At 71.9% G+C, this 15901-nt stretch carries 12 protein-coding genes; 7 read left to right on the forward strand and 5 right to left on the reverse strand.

Going from position 1 to position 15901, the window contains the following annotated elements; translation table 11 throughout:
• Positions 1-160 precede the first annotated feature (160 nt).
• The 7 genes from NRK68_RS29390 to NRK68_RS29420 all read left to right on the forward strand — a co-directional run bounded on the left by NRK68_RS29390 (position 161) and on the right by NRK68_RS29420 (position 9762).
• A complete protein-coding gene (locus tag NRK68_RS29390) occupies positions 161-1498 on the forward strand; it encodes an ABC transporter substrate-binding protein (RefSeq protein ID WP_257857222.1) in 1338 nt (445 codons plus the stop codon).
• A gap of 146 nt (positions 1499-1644) precedes the next feature.
• Positions 1645-2538, forward strand: coding sequence for a carbohydrate ABC transporter permease (locus NRK68_RS29395; RefSeq protein WP_257857953.1), 894 nt, complete (start codon positions 1645-1647; stop codon positions 2536-2538).
• Entirely contained in the window at positions 2535-3404 is an 870-nt protein-coding gene (locus NRK68_RS29400) for a carbohydrate ABC transporter permease (protein ID WP_257857223.1), read from the forward strand. Before NRK68_RS29395 ends, NRK68_RS29400 begins: the two co-directional genes overlap by 4 nt.
• A gap of 108 nt (positions 3405-3512) precedes the next feature.
• On the forward strand, positions 3513-6536 hold the full coding sequence (locus NRK68_RS29405) for an alpha-mannosidase (RefSeq protein WP_257857224.1): 3024 nt from the start codon (positions 3513-3515) through the stop codon (positions 6534-6536).
• Positions 6537-6749: 213 nt separating this feature from the next.
• Complete coding sequence (locus tag NRK68_RS29410) at positions 6750-8783, forward strand: oxidoreductase (protein ID WP_257857225.1); 2034 nt, start codon at positions 6750-6752, stop codon at positions 8781-8783.
• A gap of 46 nt (positions 8784-8829) precedes the next feature.
• Positions 8830-9243 carry a PaaI family thioesterase gene (locus NRK68_RS29415; RefSeq protein ID WP_183064039.1) on the forward strand — a complete coding sequence of 138 codons (414 nt, stop codon included), beginning with the start codon at positions 8830-8832 and terminating at the stop codon, positions 9241-9243.
• A gap of 66 nt (positions 9244-9309) precedes the next feature.
• Complete coding sequence (locus tag NRK68_RS29420; RefSeq protein WP_257857226.1) at positions 9310-9762, forward strand: SRPBCC family protein; 453 nt, start codon at positions 9310-9312, stop codon at positions 9760-9762.
• Between the two features lie 14 nt (positions 9763-9776).
• Here the strand turns inward: NRK68_RS29420 and NRK68_RS29425 are convergent, their stop codons facing one another.
• The 5 genes from NRK68_RS29425 to NRK68_RS29445 form a co-directional block, all read right to left on the reverse strand.
• Positions 9777-11348, reverse strand: a complete 1572-nt coding sequence (locus tag NRK68_RS29425; protein WP_257857227.1) for an alpha/beta fold hydrolase — start codon at positions 11346-11348, stop codon at positions 9777-9779.
• 156 nt (positions 11349-11504) lie between these two features.
• Positions 11505-12056 (reverse strand): hypothetical protein, encoded by a 552-nt coding sequence (locus NRK68_RS29430; RefSeq protein WP_257857228.1) that lies wholly within the window; start codon positions 12054-12056, stop codon positions 11505-11507.
• A 153-nt stretch (positions 12057-12209) separates the two neighbouring features.
• The gene (locus NRK68_RS29435; protein ID WP_183064269.1) at positions 12210-13238 is read right to left on the reverse strand and encodes an SCO0930 family lipoprotein; all 1029 of its coding nucleotides are present in this window, start codon (positions 13236-13238) and stop codon (positions 12210-12212) included.
• Between the two features lie 137 nt (positions 13239-13375).
• Entirely contained in the window at positions 13376-14794 is a 1419-nt protein-coding gene (locus NRK68_RS29440; RefSeq protein ID WP_257857229.1) for an NADH-quinone oxidoreductase subunit NuoF family protein, read from the reverse strand.
• Between the two features lie 29 nt (positions 14795-14823).
• On the reverse strand, positions 14824-15720 hold the full coding sequence (locus tag NRK68_RS29445) for a hypothetical protein (RefSeq protein WP_257857230.1): 897 nt from the start codon (positions 15718-15720) through the stop codon (positions 14824-14826).
• Positions 15721-15901: the final 181 nt, after the last annotated feature.

The raw sequence follows: 15901 nt of genomic DNA on the forward strand, positions 1-15901 counted from the left end.
GGGCGGGGACTCGTCGGCATTTCCCGGGCGGTGGCGTGCGATGCGGCACCCGTGCGTCATCGGCCAGCTTCGAATCGGCCTCATTGACGCTGACTTGCTTTCCGGTAACGGTGGGCACCGCCTCCGGCGACGAGGCCGGACTTCTGTGGAGGCGGCGACGATGACCCGTTCGAACCCGACCCGTAAGGCCCTTGTCGTGCTGGTGTCCGGCGCCCTCCTGTCGACCGCCGCGTGCGGTCTCGGCGGCGCGGGTGCCGGGGACACCGAGGAGGCGGAGAGAACGGGCAGGGTGGCCGGCGAGATCACCTTCCGGACCCTGCAGCTGAAGCCCGCCTTCACCGGCTATGTACAGGCCGTCATCGACGCCTTCGAGAAGGAACACCCCGAGGTGAAGGTCAACTGGGAGGACGTGCCGGGGGAGGGCTACAACGAGAAACTGGTCGCCGACGCCCAGGCCGGCGCCCTCCCGGACGTGGTCAACCTCTCCACCGACTCCTTCCAGCTTCTCGGCGACCGGGGCATGCTCGCCGACGTGGCCAAGCTCGACGGGGACTCGGCCGGGGAGTACGTACCGGGCGCCTGGGAGCAGTTCAAGCTGCCCGGCAAGGGCGACAGCGTCTACGCCTACCCCTGGTACGTGACCCCGGAGATCCTCACCTACAACAGGGAGCTCTTCGAGAAGTCCGGCCTGGACCCGGCCGCTCCGCCCACCAGCGTGGAGCAGTTCTTCGACTACGCCGAGCAGATCGCCGCCCGGTCCGGCGGCCAGTACACGGCCTTCATGGCCGACCCCAAGGGGCGGCTGCCCGGTGACTGGCAGAAGATGGGCGTTCCCGTCCTCAACGCCCAAAAGGACCGGTTCACCTTCGACACGGACAAGGCCGTCGAGTGGGTGGAACGCATGAAGGACCTGTACGACAAGGGCGCCATGCCCAAGGAGTCCCTGCTCAAGTCCGACGACATCAACCAGCTCTACGGCGGCGGCAAACTCGTCTTCGGCCCCGGCTCCCCGGGATTCGTCAAGGACATCAAGCAGAACGCCCCGCAGGTCTACGCCAAGACCCGGGTGGCGGGAGCCGTCACCGGCCGGCTCGGGCACATCGGTGTCTACGCCCAGTCGCTCGGCATCAGGAAGGACACCAAGCACCTGGACGCGGCCGCCGCGTTCGCGAAATGGGTCACCAACGGCCCCAACCAGGTGGAGTTCTCGCGGAAGGCCACCATCTACCCCTCCAACGCCCGGGGCCTCGCCGACCCGTTCTTCTCCGACCGGGGTGACGGTGGCGACGCCGAGACCCTCGCCCGTGCGGTGGGCGCCGACCAGCTGAAGACCGCCGCCCTCGACGCCAACACCCCGGTGCAGTGGACCAGCCAGGTCGGGGACGCCGTCGTACGCGAGGTGCAGAAGGCCATCAAGGGCGAGCAGGACGCCCGGACGGCGGTGAAGAAGGCCGAGGAAGCGGCGAACAGGCTGCTCGCCGACGCGGCCCGCGGATGACCGCCGTCGGCGCAGGCCGGCCCGCCGCCACCGGACACCCGCCGCCGCACCGGCCCGGAGACCCGCCGCCGCACCGGCCCGGAGACCCCTCGGCTCACCCGCCCGTGCCGCCGGACCGGCGCCGTCGCAGGGCGGCGCTGCGCGCCATGGAGGGCGACACCGGGCTGCCCCACCGAGCCTGGTGGACCCCGTACCTCTTCCTCGCCCCCGGCCTGGTGATGGTGGTGCTGTTCAGCCTCTGGCCGTTCGTCAACACCGTCATCCTCTCCTTCACCGACGCCCGGATCCTGCGCGGCGGCGGCTTCGTCGGCCTCGACAACTACCGGCGCGCCGTCGCCGACCCCGACTTCTGGGCCGCGACCGGCAACAGCGTGCTCTACCTCCTCGTCGTCGTCCCCTGCCTGGTGTTCCTGCCGCTGGCCCTCGCCGTCCTCGTCCGGGCGAAGATCCCGGGCATCGGCTTCTTCCGTTCCGCCTTCTACACCCCGGTGATCGCCTCCGCCGTGGTCGTCGGGCTGATCTGGCAGTGGGTCCTGCGCAGCGACGGCCTGGTCAACACCGTCTTCCGCCGGCTCCACCTGGTCTCCGAGCCGGTCCCGTTCCTGACGGACAGCACGATGCTGCTGGTCTCCGCGATGATCGTGACCGTGTGGAAGGGCCTCGGCTACTACATGGTCTTCTACCTCGCGGCCCTCGGGAACGTCCCCGCCTCCCTCCACGAGGCCGCCGCCATCGACGGCGCAGGGCCCGTCCGCCGCTTCCTCAGCATCACCGTCCCCCAGGTGAAGCCGATGATGCTGCTGGTCGGAACGCTCTCCGCCATCTCGGCCCTGCGTGTCTTCACCGAGATCTACATCCTCGGCGGGGAGAGCGGCGGGCCCGGCGGCGGCGCCCGCACCCTGCCCTTCCTCATCCGCCAGGTCGGCCTCGGCTTCGCCGGTGAGACCGGCTACGCCTGCGCCATCTCGATCCTGCTGTTCCTCCTCACGCTGGGGTTCAGCCTGCTGGGCCGCCGCCTGACGAAGGGGGACGAGGGATGAGCACCACACCCGCCGGCGAAACCGACCGGGCAGACCGCAGCGGCCGTGCGCGCCGCCGGCTCGGCCTGGCCGCCCGGTACGGCACGCTGCTGCTCATGCTCGTGGTCATGCTGGGCCCGATCGTCTGGCAGTTCCTGACGTCGATCCGCGGCCGCACCGAGAACGTGTACGACGGCGTGCTGCCCACGCAGCCCACCCTCGACAACTACGTCCGGGTCGCCGAGTCCTTCCCGCTCCCGCAGTACGTCGGCAACACCCTCGTCGTCGCCGTCCTCGCGGTCACCTCGAACATGGTGTTCGCCGCGATGGGCGGGTACGCCCTCTCCCGCGCCGCCTGGAAGGGCCGCGAGGTGGTCTTCACCGTCCTCGTCGCGACCCTGATGTTCCCCTTCGAGTCCGTGATGATCTCGATGTTCCTCACGGTCCGCGGGATGGGCCTGGTCGACACCCTCGTCGGCGTGTGGCTGCCCGGAGCGGTCTCCGTCCTCAACATCATGATCATGAGGGCGGCCTTCCTCGCCGTGCCCAAGGAGGTCGAGGAGGCCGCCGTCCTCGACGGCGCGGGCGAGTGGACCCGCTTCACCCGGGTCTTCGTCCCCTCCGCCAGGGGCGCCCTGGCCGTCGTCTGCATCACCAGCTTCATGGGCGCCTGGGACGACTTCCTGTGGCCGCTGCTGGTCCTCACCGACAGCGACCACTACACCCTCCAGCTCGGCCTGAAGACCCTCGCCGGCGCCACCACCGTCAACGACCAGCGGCTCATCGCCGCCGGCGCGACGGCCGCGCTCCTGCCGATGATGCTCCTCTTCTTCGCCCTCCAGCGCTTCTTCTTCAGGGGCGTGGGCGAGGGCGCCGTCAAGTTCTGAGCCGGACCGTCCGACGAACCGACCCGCAGGCCCCCGTACCGACCCGCAGCCCCCGTACCGACCCGCAGGCCCCGCACCGACCGACCACCACCTCCGGGAGCAGCTGTCATGCATGACGACCGCAGCATCACCGAACACCGCCTCCGCCGGGTGCTCCACGAGCGCATCAAGCCCGCCGTCCACTCCAGCCCGCTCCCGCTGACCGTCGAGCGCTGGGACGCCCCCGGCGAGCCCGTCCCCGTCGCCGAGGGCCTGGCGGCGCCCTACGAGCCCTGCGCGCCCGGCGACCCGTGGGGCCCGGCCTGGGGCACCACCTGGTTCAGGGTCACCGGAACCGTCCCCGCCGGGTGGGCCGGGCGGACCGTGGAAGCCGTCCTCGACCTGGGCTTCGACCGGATGATGCCCGGCTTCCAGTGCGAGGGCCTGGTCCACCGGGCCGACGGCGGCGAGATCAAGGCCCTCAACCCGTACAACGACTGGGTGCGCGTGGCCGACCGCGCCGAGGGCGGCGAGCGGATCGAATGGTACGTCGAGGCCGCCTCCAACCCCGTCCTCGTCGACCACCGCCCCACCTACGAGGGCGACGCGCGCACCTGCGGCGACCAGCCCCTCTACCGCCTCGCCCGGATGGACCTCACCGTCTTCGAGACCGAGGTCTGGGAGCTGGTCCAGGATCTCGACGTGCTCTACGAGCTGATGACACAGCTCGGCACCGAGGACGCCCGCCGGTACGGGATCCTGCGCGCCCTCGGCGCCGCCCTGGACGCCGTCGACCTCACCGACGTGCCCGGCACGGCGGCCGCCGCCCGTGCCCGCCTCGCCGGGGTCCTCGCCGCCCCCGCCAACGCCTCCGCGCACCGCATCAGCGCGGTCGGCCACGCCCACATCGACTCCGCGTGGCTGTGGCCGTTGCGCGAGACGGTGCGCAAGGTCGCCCGTACCACGTCCAACATGGTCAATCTCATGGACGACCACCCCGAGTTCGTCTTCGCCATGTCGCAGGCGCAGCAGCTCGACTGGATCAGGACCCACCGGCCCGAGCTCTTCGAACGGGTCAAGAAGAAGGTCGCGGACGGACAGTTCGTGCCGGTCGGCGGCATGTGGGTGGAGTCCGACACCAACATGGTCGGCGGGGAGGCGATGGTCCGACAGTTCCTCTACGGCAAGAAGTTCTTCCTCGACGAGTTCGGCATCGACACCCACAACGTCTGGCTGCCCGACTCCTTCGGCTACACCGCCGCCCTGCCGCAGATCGTCAAGCTGACCGGCTCCCGGTGGTTCCTGACCCAGAAGATCTGCTGGTCGCAGGTGAACGCCTTCCCGCACCACACCTTCTGGTGGGAGGGCATCGACGGCACCCGCGTCTTCACCCACTTCCCGCCCGTCGACACCTACAACTCCGACCTCGGCGGCGCCCAGATGGCCCACGCCGCCCGCAACTACCGCGAGAAGGGCCGTGGTTCACGCTCCCTGACGCCCTTCGGCTGGGGCGACGGCGGCGGCGGCCCCACCCGTGAGCACCTCGCCCGTGCCCGGCGCCAGCGCGACCTCGAAGGCTCCCCGCGCATCGAGATCGAGCGGCCCGACGCCTTCTTCGAGAAGGCCCGCGCCGAGTACGAGGACGCGCCCGTCTGGGCCGGCGAGCTCTACCTGGAGCTGCACCGCGGCACCTACACCTCCCAGGCCAGGACCAAGCAGGGCAACCGGCGCAGCGAATCGCTGCTGCGCGAGGCCGAGCTGTGGGCGGCGACCGCCGCCGTGCGGGTGGCGGGGTACGCGTACCCGTACGAGGACCTGGAGCGGATCTGGAAGACGGTGCTGCTCCACCAGTTCCACGACATCCTGCCCGGGTCCTCCATCGCCTGGGTGCACCGCGAGGCCCGCGAGACGTACGCGAGGGTGGCCGAGGAGCTCCGGGGCATCACCCTCGCCGCGCAGCGGGCGCTGGCGGGGGAGGGCGCCGAGGAACTGGTCTTCAACTGCGCCCCGTACGCCCGCCGCGGCGTCCCGGCGGGCGGTGCGGCCCGCCCGGCGCAGCCGCGGGAGCCCGTCACGGTGGAGGAGCGGCACGGCGGCGGGCATGTCCTGGCCAACGGCCGGCTGCTGGTGGAGGTGGACGGCCGCGGCCTGATCGTCTCCGTCTACGACCTGGAGGCGCGCCGGGAGTGCGTCGCCCCGGGGGCCGCCGCGAACCTGCTCCAGATCCACCCCGACTTCCCCAACATGTGGGACGCCTGGGACGTGGACGAGTTCTACCGCAACAACGTCACCGACCTCGTCGGCCTGGACGCCCTGGAGGTCGCCGAGAGCGGACCCCGGTCGGCGACGGTCCGGGTGACCCGCTCCTTCGGGAGGTCCAGGGCGGTCCAGTGGATCACCCTGCGAGCCGGGGCCAAGACGGTCGACATCGTCACGGACGTCGACTGGCACGAGACGGAGAAGTTCCTCAAGGCGGCCTTCCCGCTGGACGTGAAAGCCGAACGGACCGCGTCCGAGACGCAGTTCGGGCACGTCTTCCGGGCCACCCACACCAACACCTCCTGGGAGGCGGCCAAGTTCGAGATCTGCGCCCACCGCTGGATCCACGCGGAGGAGCCCGGCTGGGGGGTCGCCCTGCTCAACGACTCCACGTACGGGCACGACGTGACCCGTGACGTACGGGCCGACGGCGGCCAGACCACCACCGTACGGCTCTCCCTGCTGCGGGCCCCGCGCTACCCGGACCCGGAGACCGACCAGGGCAGCCACACCCTGCGCTACTCGCTGGCGCCCGGCGCGGGCATCGGGGACGCGGTCCGCGAGGGCCACGCGCTGAACCTGCCCGAGCGCACCCTCACCGGCGCCGGCCCGGTCGCCCCGCTGCTGGCGGTCGACGAGGACGCGGTGGTGGTCGAGGCGGTCAAGCTCGCCGAGGACCGCAGCGGTGACGTGGTCGTCCGCCTCTACGAGTCCCGCGGCGGCCGCGCCCGCGCCGTCCTCACGGCGGACTTCCCGGTCGCGGAGGCCGTGGAGAGCGACCTGCTGGAGCGGGCCCTCGCGGGCACGGCCGTCGCCGGCCCGGCGGCGGACGGCACGGTCGCCCTGACCCTGCGCCCCTTCCAGATCCTCACGGTCCGCCTCCGCCGCGCCTGACGACCGCCCGCACGGCCCCCGGCCCGGCCGCCCGCCGGGCCGGGGGCCGTGCGGCGCCGGCGGCGTGAACTGCGCCACAGGGGCGCGCGGGCCGGGCCCCAGGAACAGGGGAACGCGGGCCGATGGCCCCCGACCCGGTTATGCACCTAGTTGCAAAACATGCCCCGCCTCGCTAGAACAGGTTCATCACCCCCGTGCGAGGAGGCACACCCGATGAGTCCGCAGAGTTCCCAGAGCCGGTACCCGCACCTGCTGAGCCCCCTGGACCTCGGCTTCACCACCCTGCCGAACCGCGTGATCATGGGGTCGATGCACACCGGCCTGGAAGAGCACCAGGGCGGCTTCGAGCGCCTCGCCGCCTTCTACGCCGAACGCGCCCGCGGCGGCGCCGGCCTGATCGTCACCGGCGGCATCGCCCCCAACGACGCCGGCCGCCCCTTCGAGGGAGGATCCCGCCTCACCACCGAGGAGGAGGCCGCCGAGCACCGGGTGATCACCGACGCCGTGCACGCCGAGGGCGGGAAGATCGCGATGCAGATCCTCCACTTCGGCCGCTACGCCTACCACAAGGACCTGGTCGCGCCCAGCGCCATCCAGGCGCCCATCAGCCCCTTCGTTCCGAACGAGCTCTCCGGCGACGAGGTCGAGCAGACGGTGGAGGACTTCGTCCGGGCCGCCCGGCTCGCCCGGCTCGCCGGCTACGACGGCGTCGAGATCATGGGCTCCGAGGGCTACCTGATCAACGAGTTCATCGCCGCCGCGACCAACAGGCGCACCGACCGCTGGGGCGGCGCCTACGAGAACCGCGTCCGCTTCCCGCTGGAGATCGTCCGGCGCACCCGCGAGGCCGTCGGCGAGGACTTCATCCTCGTCTACCGCCTCTCCATGCTCGACCTGATCCCCGGCGGCTCCACCCTCGACGAGGTGGTCCACCTCGCCAAGGAGATCGAGGCGGCCGGCGCCACCATCATCAACACCGGCATCGGCTGGCACGAGGCCCGCATCCCCACCATCGCCACCTCCGTCCCGCGCGGCGCCTACACCTGGGTCACGAAGCGGCTGATGGGCGCGGTCTCCGTCCCGCTCGTCACCAGCAACCGCATCAACACCCCGGAGATCGCCGAGGAGCTGCTCGCCGACGGCCGCGCCGACCTCGTCTCCCTCGCCCGCCCCTTCCTGGCCGACGCCGACTTCGTCGCCAAGGCCGCGGCCGGCCGCCCCGAGACGATCAACACCTGCATCGGCTGCAACCAGGCCTGCCTCGACCACACCTTCAGCGGCAAGATCACCAGCTGCCTGGTCAACCCGCGCGCCTGCCACGAGACCGAGCTCGTGCTCTCGCCCACGAAGCTGAAAAAGCGTGTCGCCGTCGTCGGCGCCGGCCCGGCCGGCCTCGCCTGCGCGGTCTCCGCCGCCGAACGCGGCCACACCGTCACCCTCTTCGAGGCCTCCGGTCACATCGGCGGCCAGCTCGACATCGCCCGCCGCATCCCGGGCAAGGAGGAGTTCGAGGAGACCATCCGCTACTTCGGCACCCAGCTCGCCGCCCACGGCATCGACGTCCGCCTGGACACCCGCGCCGACGTCGAGACCCTCCAGGGCTACGACGAGGTCGTCGTCGCCACGGGCGTCACCCCCCGCACCCCCGACATCGAGGGCGTGGACCACGCCAGCGTCGTCAGCTACCTCGACGTGCTGCGCGACGGCGCCCCCGTCGGCGAGCGCGTCGCCGTCGTCGGCGCCGGCGGCATCGGCTTCGACGTCGCCGAGTACCTCACCGACAGCGGCGAGGGCGCCTCCCAGGACCCGGACGTCTACTTCCGCCACTGGGGCGTCGACACCGAGTACGCCGGTCCCGGCGGGCTCACCGCACCCGAGCGCCCCGCGCCGCCGCGCCAGGTCCACCTGCTCCAGCGCAAGGCCACCAAGGTCGGCGCCGGTCTCGGCACCACCACCGGCTGGATCCACCGTGCCGAGCTCAAGCACCGCGGTGTCGTCTCCGTCGCCGGAGCCGCGTACGACCGCATCGACGACGAGGGCCTGCACATCACCGTCGACGGCGAGCAGCGCCTCGTAGCCGCGGACACGGTCGTCCTGTGCACCGGCCAGGAGCCGCGCCGGGACCTGTACGAGGCGCTGCGCGCGGCCGGCGTCGAGGCCCACCTGATCGGCGGCGCCGACGTGGCGGCCGAGCTCGACGCCAAGCGGGCCATCCGCCAGGGAACGGAGCTCGCCGCGAAGCTCTGACCGAAAGGGGATTGTGGCGGTCCGGGCGGGCCGCCACAATCTCCCGGTGACGTTCTCTCCCGCAGACGCAGACAAGATCCTCGCCGACAACTTCGCGCCCTGGGTGCTCGCCCTCGGACTCACCGTCCAGGAGACCGGCGAGCGGCACGCCGTCCTGCGCCTGCCGTGGTCCGAAGGCCTCGCGCGGGACGGCGGCGGCCTCTCCGGACAGGCCATGATGGCCGCCGCGGACACCGCCACCGTCATCGCGATCTCCGCCGCGCGCGGCGGGTACGGCCCGATGACCACCGTCCAGCAGTCGACCAGCTTCCAGCGGCCGGTGATCGGCGCCGACGTGCTCGTCCACGTACGGGTCACCAAGCTCGGCAAGCGTATGGCCTTCGCCGACATCACCCTGACCCCCGAGGGCGCCGACGAGCCGGCCGCCACCGCCTCCACCGTCTACGCCCTGCTCGGCTGACCGCCGCCGCGCGCGTCGGGGGCCGGTCTGGGAGCATGGCACGGGTAGTCGCACCGAGGAGCGGTCATGAGCGGACAGTTCGAGGCGAGCGTCGAGATCGACCGGCCCGTCGAGCGGGTCTTCGCCTACCTCGCCGACGGACGCAACGACCCCGACTTCAGCCCGCGCGTCCAGCGGATCACCAGGACCCCCGACGGCCCCACCGCGCTCGGCACGGTCTTCCGCAGCACGGTCAAGGACGCCGGGATGAAGACCGCCCGTGAGTTCCGCGTCACCGGCTTCGACCCGCCGTACCTGATCCGCTGGACCGAGCAGAGCCGCAACCTCGTCACCGCGGAGGGCGGCTACGACCTCGAATCCCTCCCCGGTGGGCGCACCCGGATCCGGATCTTCAACACCCTCGAAGGGCACGGCTTCGGCAAGCTCCTCGTCGGCCTCGCGCTGAAGGCCGCACGCAAGGACGCCCCCGACTTCGGCCGCCGGATCAAGGCGGCCGCGGAGGCGTCCCTCACGAACTGAACCGACCGGCCGGGTCAGAACCGCCCGGGCGCCCCGGGGAAGGGCACCGGCTTCGCCGGCGCGGCCCCGCGCTCCTCGGCACCGGCCGGAGGGTTCTGGCAGGTCACGTCCCGGGCGGGCAGCCTGCCCGTGGCCAGGTACTCGTTGACCGGGGCATTGGCGCACGAGGCGGTGTCGAAGAGGTACACGCCGTGGCCCTCAGCGCCGGCCGCCAGCACCATCCGCGAGCCCTTGAGCGCGCGGTGCAGGCCCTCGCCGCTGGTGAGCGGGGTCTGCGAGTCCCACTCGTTCTGCACCGTCAGCACGTTCGCCCTCTTGTGCATCGGCGTGGCCGCCTCCACCGGCCGGTCCCAGAAGGCGCACGGTTTGATGTTGGACGCGAAGTCCCCGTACAGCGGGTACTTCACCTTGTCCTTGGCCGCGTCCCGCTCGTACTGCTCGGTGTAGCGGGGCCAGCTGCCGGTGTCCCCGCAGGCCACGGCCCAGAAGACGGCCGTGCTGTTGTCCGTGGGGAGCTGCTCGGCGGTCCGGCCCGTCAGCTGCAGCTTCAGCTCCTTCGGGTCCGCGCCGGCCGGCTGCGGACGGCCCTCGGCGGCGGCCTTCAGGGCCGAGACCAGCGGTGTGGCCTGCGCCGGGTGGAAGAACACCGCGCGCGCGGCCCGGATCATGTCTCCGTCGACCTTCATGCCCTCGAAGTCGATGGGCTCCCGGTCGGCGCGCTCCACCAGCCCCCAGAAGGTGTCGGAGACCGCGCCGGGGGTCTCGCCGAGCCCGTACTCGGCCGAGCGCTGCGCCGCCCACTGCGTCCACCGCGCGAACGCGGGCTCGGCCCCGGTGGCCCACACCTGGATCATCCCGCGCCAGATCCGCTGCGGGTCCACACCGCTGTCGAGCACGAAGCGGTCGGTGCGCTCCGGGTACATCTGCGAGTACACCGCGCCGAGATAGGTCCCGTAGGAGTAGCCCAGGTAGGACATCTTCCGCTCGCCGAGGACGGCGCGGATGGTGTCCATGTCGCGGGCCGTGTTGCGGGTGGTGATGTGCGGCAGCACGTCACCCGCCTTCTCACGGCACTTGTCGGCGACCGTACGGGCCCACGTGACGTCGGAGGAGAAGGTCTCCGGGCGGTAGGCGCGCTCGAAGCGCTGCTCGGCGTCGTTCAGCCCGCAGGTGATGGGGCTGCTGGCACCGACCCCGCGCGGGTCAAAGCCGATCAGGTCGTAGCCGTCCCGGACGTTCTTGGGCATCAGCCCGTTCATCAGCAGTGGCAGGTCGAGCCCCGAACCGCCGGGGCCACCGGGGTTCAGCAGCAGGACGCCCTGCCGTTCGGCGGGGTTCTCGCTCTTCATTCTGGATATCGCGATGTCGATGGTGCGGCCGTCGGGACGCCGGTAGTCGAGCGGGACCTTCAGCGTGGCGCACTCGTACGAGGCCGGCTGCTCGGGGTCGCACCGATGCCAGGCGGGCTTCTGGCGCAGATGGTCGGCCGTGGGAGCCGCGGCGGCCTGCGTCGAGGTCAGCAGGGGCACGGTGGTGGCGATGAGTCCGGCGGTGGCGAGCAGCGGTGCGAGGCGTTTCAGGCGCAAGGAGCCGACCCTTTCGGTGAAGTCGCGTACGCGTCCACCTTGTTGCACGCGCGGCCCCGGCCGAATCATCCCGGAGGGCAGTGCCGTGTGCTCCTCACGAATGAGCCGATATCAGGACACTGGCCGACACGCCGCCGCCGCGCCGGCCCGCCTGGCTCAGCTTCCCGCAGGGGGAGCCGAATGGCCGGAGTGCTCGGAGGAGTCGGCGGGCGCGGAGGGTGCCGCCCCGCCGGAGGGTGCGGCGGGCGCGGAGGGGTCCGTGTGACCGGACGAGGGCCCGTTGTGCGCGGTGCCGGTCTCCACGGAACCGCCGAGCCGTCCGCGGAGCGCGTTCAGGGCGTCCGCGGACTGGGTGGTGACGACCCAGCGGTCACCGACCAGATAGACCCCGCCGTAGGCGCGGGCCTCGTCCAGCCAGGCGCTCAGCCCCTTCTGGGCGGCGAAGGTGACCATGCGGTAGGCGCCCTGCTCGGTCTGGCAGCCGCCCTGCCGCAACTCTTCGGCCTCCATGCTCACTTCGGCCGAGCAGCCGATGGCCGTCGCGATCTCCTCGATCGAGGTCGTGGGCTCGGCGGCCTCGTCCGCGGAGGCTGCCGGCGTGGCCGCGTGCCCGGCGCATCCTCCGCACAGCAGCACGGTGACGCACGCCGCGGCGACGGCCGCGAGCGACGGGCGGATCCGGAGGGCGGGGCGGGCGGTGGACGGCATCGGGACCTCACGGGCTGATCGGGGAAAAAAAGGGGTCGTGGTGCCCGGGAGGGGAGGGGCCCGGGCACCACGCGTTGAGGGGGTGTGGTGCTCTGTGGTGCTGTGTCGTGCTGTGCGCAGCGGGTGAAGCCCTTGGGGGTGGGCTCCCCGGCCTCAGCCGGTGGCCGTCACCTTCTTGCCCTTGTCGGAGACCGCGAACCAGACGCCCTTGTTGCCCTGTCCGTTGATGTCACCCGGTTCCTTGTCGCCGGTGAAGGTGTACAGCGGCCAGCAGTCGATCGTGAGCTGTTCGGTTCCGTCGGGCCGCTTGAACGTGCCCACCAATTCGGCGGGAATTCCCTTCACCAATTCCTTGTCGACGGCCTTGGCGGGCTTCCACGTGTTCAGGCAGGCATCGAGGCAATTGGTCTTCATCGGCCAGGCGCTGTCCTTGTCGAACCGGTAGAGCGTGCGGCCTTCCGCATCCGTGAGGATGGCGCCGAGCTTCGTGTCCCGGTTGACGCCGATCGGGTCGGCCTGCGCCTTCCCCTGCCCGCCGGCCTCGCCCGCACCGGCACCCGCACCCGCACCGGCGTCCGCGCCGCCACCCGCGCTCGGGTCGGCGCCGGCCCCGGAGCCCGCGTTGTTGCCGGCCTTCGCCGGCTTGCCGTCGGGCGCCAGCACGTGCCAGGTCCCGCCGACGCCCTCGCCGAGGGTGTCGCCCGCCTTGGTGTCCTTCGCGTAGCGGTACACCGGCCAGCCGTCCAGGGTCAACTGCTTGGTGCCGTCGGCCCGTTCGACCGACCCGAGCAGGCTCTTTTCGATGCCCGCCCCGGCCGACGCGTCGTCCGCGGAGACCGCCGGCCAGACCTTGGCGCAGTCGCCCTCACAGTTGGACTTCGGGGGCTTCGGCGTGTCCTTGTCGAACCGGTAGAGCGTGAATCCCGCGCTGTCGGTGACCGTGTTCCCGAGCTCCGTGGTGGCCCTCACCTTGAGCTCTCCGGCCGGGCCGGACTTCACGGTGTCGGCCGCCGGGACGGCGCCCGATCCGCCTCCGTAGCCGTCGTAGCCGGACCCCGCCTGTTTGCTGTCGCCCACCGGCTGGACCGAATCACTCTTTCCCGCGGAATTGTCGCCGCTGCCGCATGCGGCGGTCAGCATCAATACCGCGACGGCCGACCCGGCGAATACTCCACGACGCATTTTCTTCACGATCTCTCCTTCAGGTCAGGATTCGCGTTCTCGTGCCTTGGGTAATTTCTACGGGGCCGGTGGCGGAGAATGCCGATCTCCTTCAGAATTTGTCAGATCGCGCCAACATTGAACCCGGGGGAGCTGGTTCAGTCCTGGATGCGCAGCGCGAGGGCGGGGCAGCGGCGCACCGCGCGCTGCGCCTTCTGCCGCAGTTGCGCGGGCACGGGCATGGACGCCTGGGACGGGTATCCGTCCGCGTCGAGCCGTACGACGTCCGGGAGGATGTCCACGCACAGCCCGTGGCCCCGGCACAGCGTCCAGTCCACCAGCAGGCGTTCCTCGGGGGTTTCGTCCTTCGGCAGGGGCAGCGCCCCCACCACCCGCCGGCCGCAGCCGCTGCCGAGGGCGTGGTCGCGGAACTCGTCCGGGAATGCCGCGAGCGCCGACGCCACAAAGGCCGCGGTGCCGTCCGGATGGCTGCACGCGCCGCGGCGCCGTACCACCTTCATCCGGGCTTCGATGGTTTCCAGCGCGCTTCTGCCGCCGCCCCTGACCGCGTCCTCCACCACGTCGGCCAGCGCGGGCAGGCCCCGGAAACAGGGGCCGCACTGGCCGGCCGTCTCGTCCGCCATCCACCGGGTCACCTTCGCCACCTCGCCGGCCGGGCAGGTGTCGTGCGGCAGGGGCAGGACCGCTCCCGCACCCAGCACCGCGTCGAAGGCCGCGAGGGATCCCCGGGACAGGTCGGCGATGCGCGCCGACCCCGGATCCAGCCATTTGCCGTGGTAGCCGCCCACCAGTACGCCCTGGCCGGGATCGAGGCCGCACAGCTCCAGTACGTACGCCAGTGAGGTACCCAGGGGTGCCTCGACGACCGTGGAGCCGGCGATGGTCAGCATCACGGTGCCGGGCTCGGACGGCAGGCCGACGGAACGGTAGTCCAGCGCGCCGAGGCGTGCCGCCACGGCGAGCTGGGCGTAGGTCTCGGTGTTGGAGAACAGGGTGGGCATGCCGCCCAGACCCCGCTCGCTGGTCCGGATCTTCTGCCCCGAGGGCAGCGTCGGCCCGCCGTTCAGGCCGTTGACCATGGAGGTGCTCTCCCCGGTGACGAACCGTTCGGGCAGAGCCTGCACGCGTACCTGGCGGCCCGCGGGTCCGCGTTCGGCGACTGCCGCGCGCAGCGACTGCTCCACGTCGGGCCGGGTGACGCCGATGACGACGTCGTCCGCGCCGACCGCGGCGGCCGCCAGCAGGGCTCCGTCGAGCACCAGGTGCGGGACGTGCAGCAGCAGCGCCTTGTCCTTGAGGCAACTGGGTTCGCCCTCACTGGCGTTCACCACGACCGCGGTCCCCGTGTCGCGCCCCTCGCTCGCGCGCATGACGGCGCGCAGCTTCCTGGCGAAGGGGAACCCGGCCCCGCCGCGCCCGCGCAGGTCGATGTTCTCGGCGAGGTCGACGAGTTCGTCCGGCCGGTAGCGCGGCAGTTGGCCGTGCGTGGTCAGATGGGCGACGCGGTCGAGCCGGGGAGCCTGGTCGAGTCCGGCCAGGAGTCTGGGAGCGCCCACGCAGCCGAGGCTGGGGCGCGGGAAGCCGCTCACAGCCGCCACTCACGGGTGGCGTACTGGTCGCCGTCCATGCCCGCGGCGGTGCCCATGCCCAGGCCGGCGTCCATGTAGGAGCCGGCCGGGTCGGCCGCGTACACGGCCTTGAGAGCGGGTTGGTCGTCCATGGGTGGCGCGGCCGGTCCGGTGAATTTCTCCCGGCTCGAGGCCCGGCCGCCGGCGGCCCGGCTGCCGGCGGCCCGGGCGCGCGACTCCCGCCGCTGCCGGGGTACGCCGGCCACGATGGGCGGCTCCGGAACGTTCGTCGGTCCGGGGGAACCGGACGCCGACTCGTCCATCCTGGCCTTGAGCCGGAACGCGAGCATGCCGGCGACACCGATCAGGCACAGGGCGTACGACACGGTGACGTAGAGGTCGGCGGCGCGTCCCGCCTTGAGGCCGTGGACCAGTGAGGCGCCCCACGCCGGATAGGCGGCGAAGTGCAGGGCCCGCCACCACAGGGACCGGCCGTTCTTGGCGAACACGCTGCGGACCGCGCCGGAGACCGCGACCGCGACGAAGAGGTACCCGGCGAGACTGCCGAGCCCGATCAGCAGGGGCCGGCCGGCATCCGTGAACGGCACCGCCGCCGCGGACGCGGTCGTCCGCTGCTCGGCGACCTTGACCCATATGTGCAGGGCCAGGAAGCCGAGCCCCGACACGGCCAGGCCGCGGTGCACGCCCTGGGCCAGCAGCCGGTGACCCGATTTCAGCAACAGCCGGTCGGTGGAGATCAGCCCCCACAGGACGGTTGAGGTGAGCGAGACGAGCGAGAGGACGCCCGCCCCGAAGTCGAGGAAGTCCCAGAGTTGCGAGAAGGCGCCCGCGCGGGCGGCCACGGTGATGGAGAGGATGGCCGCGCCGATGGCGCTGAGCGTGCCCGGACTCATCCGTCCGGGCGTCGGCAGCAGGGAGGGCCGCCGGACGGCCCTCCGTCCTGCGGCCGGAGCCGATGCCGCGTGTCGGCTCTTACGGCGCGCCCTGTGCGGGCGAGGCATGTGCGGCTGGGGCAAGGGCATCCAGGTCTCCTGTGCGCCTGGGCTCCGAGCGCTCCACCTCGCGCTCGGCACC

Source organism: Streptomyces yangpuensis (assembly GCF_024666385.1).
Lineage (GTDB): Bacteria > Actinomycetota > Actinomycetes > Streptomycetales > Streptomycetaceae > Streptomyces > Streptomyces yangpuensis.

Coding starts and splice junctions, on each gene's coding strand:
- NRK68_RS29395 (WP_257857953.1), top strand. CDS start 1,645: ATGGAGGGCGACACCGGGCTGCCCCACCGAGCCTGGTGGACCCCGTAC.
- NRK68_RS29400 (WP_257857223.1), top strand. CDS start 2,535: ATGAGCACCACACCCGCCGGCGAAACCGACCGGGCAGACCGCAGCGGC.
- NRK68_RS29405 (WP_257857224.1), top strand. CDS start 3,513: ATGCATGACGACCGCAGCATCACCGAACACCGCCTCCGCCGGGTGCTC.
- NRK68_RS29420 (WP_257857226.1), top strand. CDS start 9,310: ATGAGCGGACAGTTCGAGGCGAGCGTCGAGATCGACCGGCCCGTCGAG.
- NRK68_RS29435 (WP_183064269.1), bottom strand. CDS start 13,238: ATGCGTCGTGGAGTATTCGCCGGGTCGGCCGTCGCGGTATTGATGCTG.
- NRK68_RS29390 (WP_257857222.1), top strand. CDS start 161: ATGACCCGTTCGAACCCGACCCGTAAGGCCCTTGTCGTGCTGGTGTCC.
- NRK68_RS29410 (WP_257857225.1), top strand. CDS start 6,750: ATGAGTCCGCAGAGTTCCCAGAGCCGGTACCCGCACCTGCTGAGCCCC.
- NRK68_RS29430 (WP_257857228.1), bottom strand. CDS start 12,056: ATGCCGTCCACCGCCCGCCCCGCCCTCCGGATCCGCCCGTCGCTCGCG.
- NRK68_RS29445 (WP_257857230.1), bottom strand. CDS start 15,720: ATGAGTCCGGGCACGCTCAGCGCCATCGGCGCGGCCATCCTCTCCATC.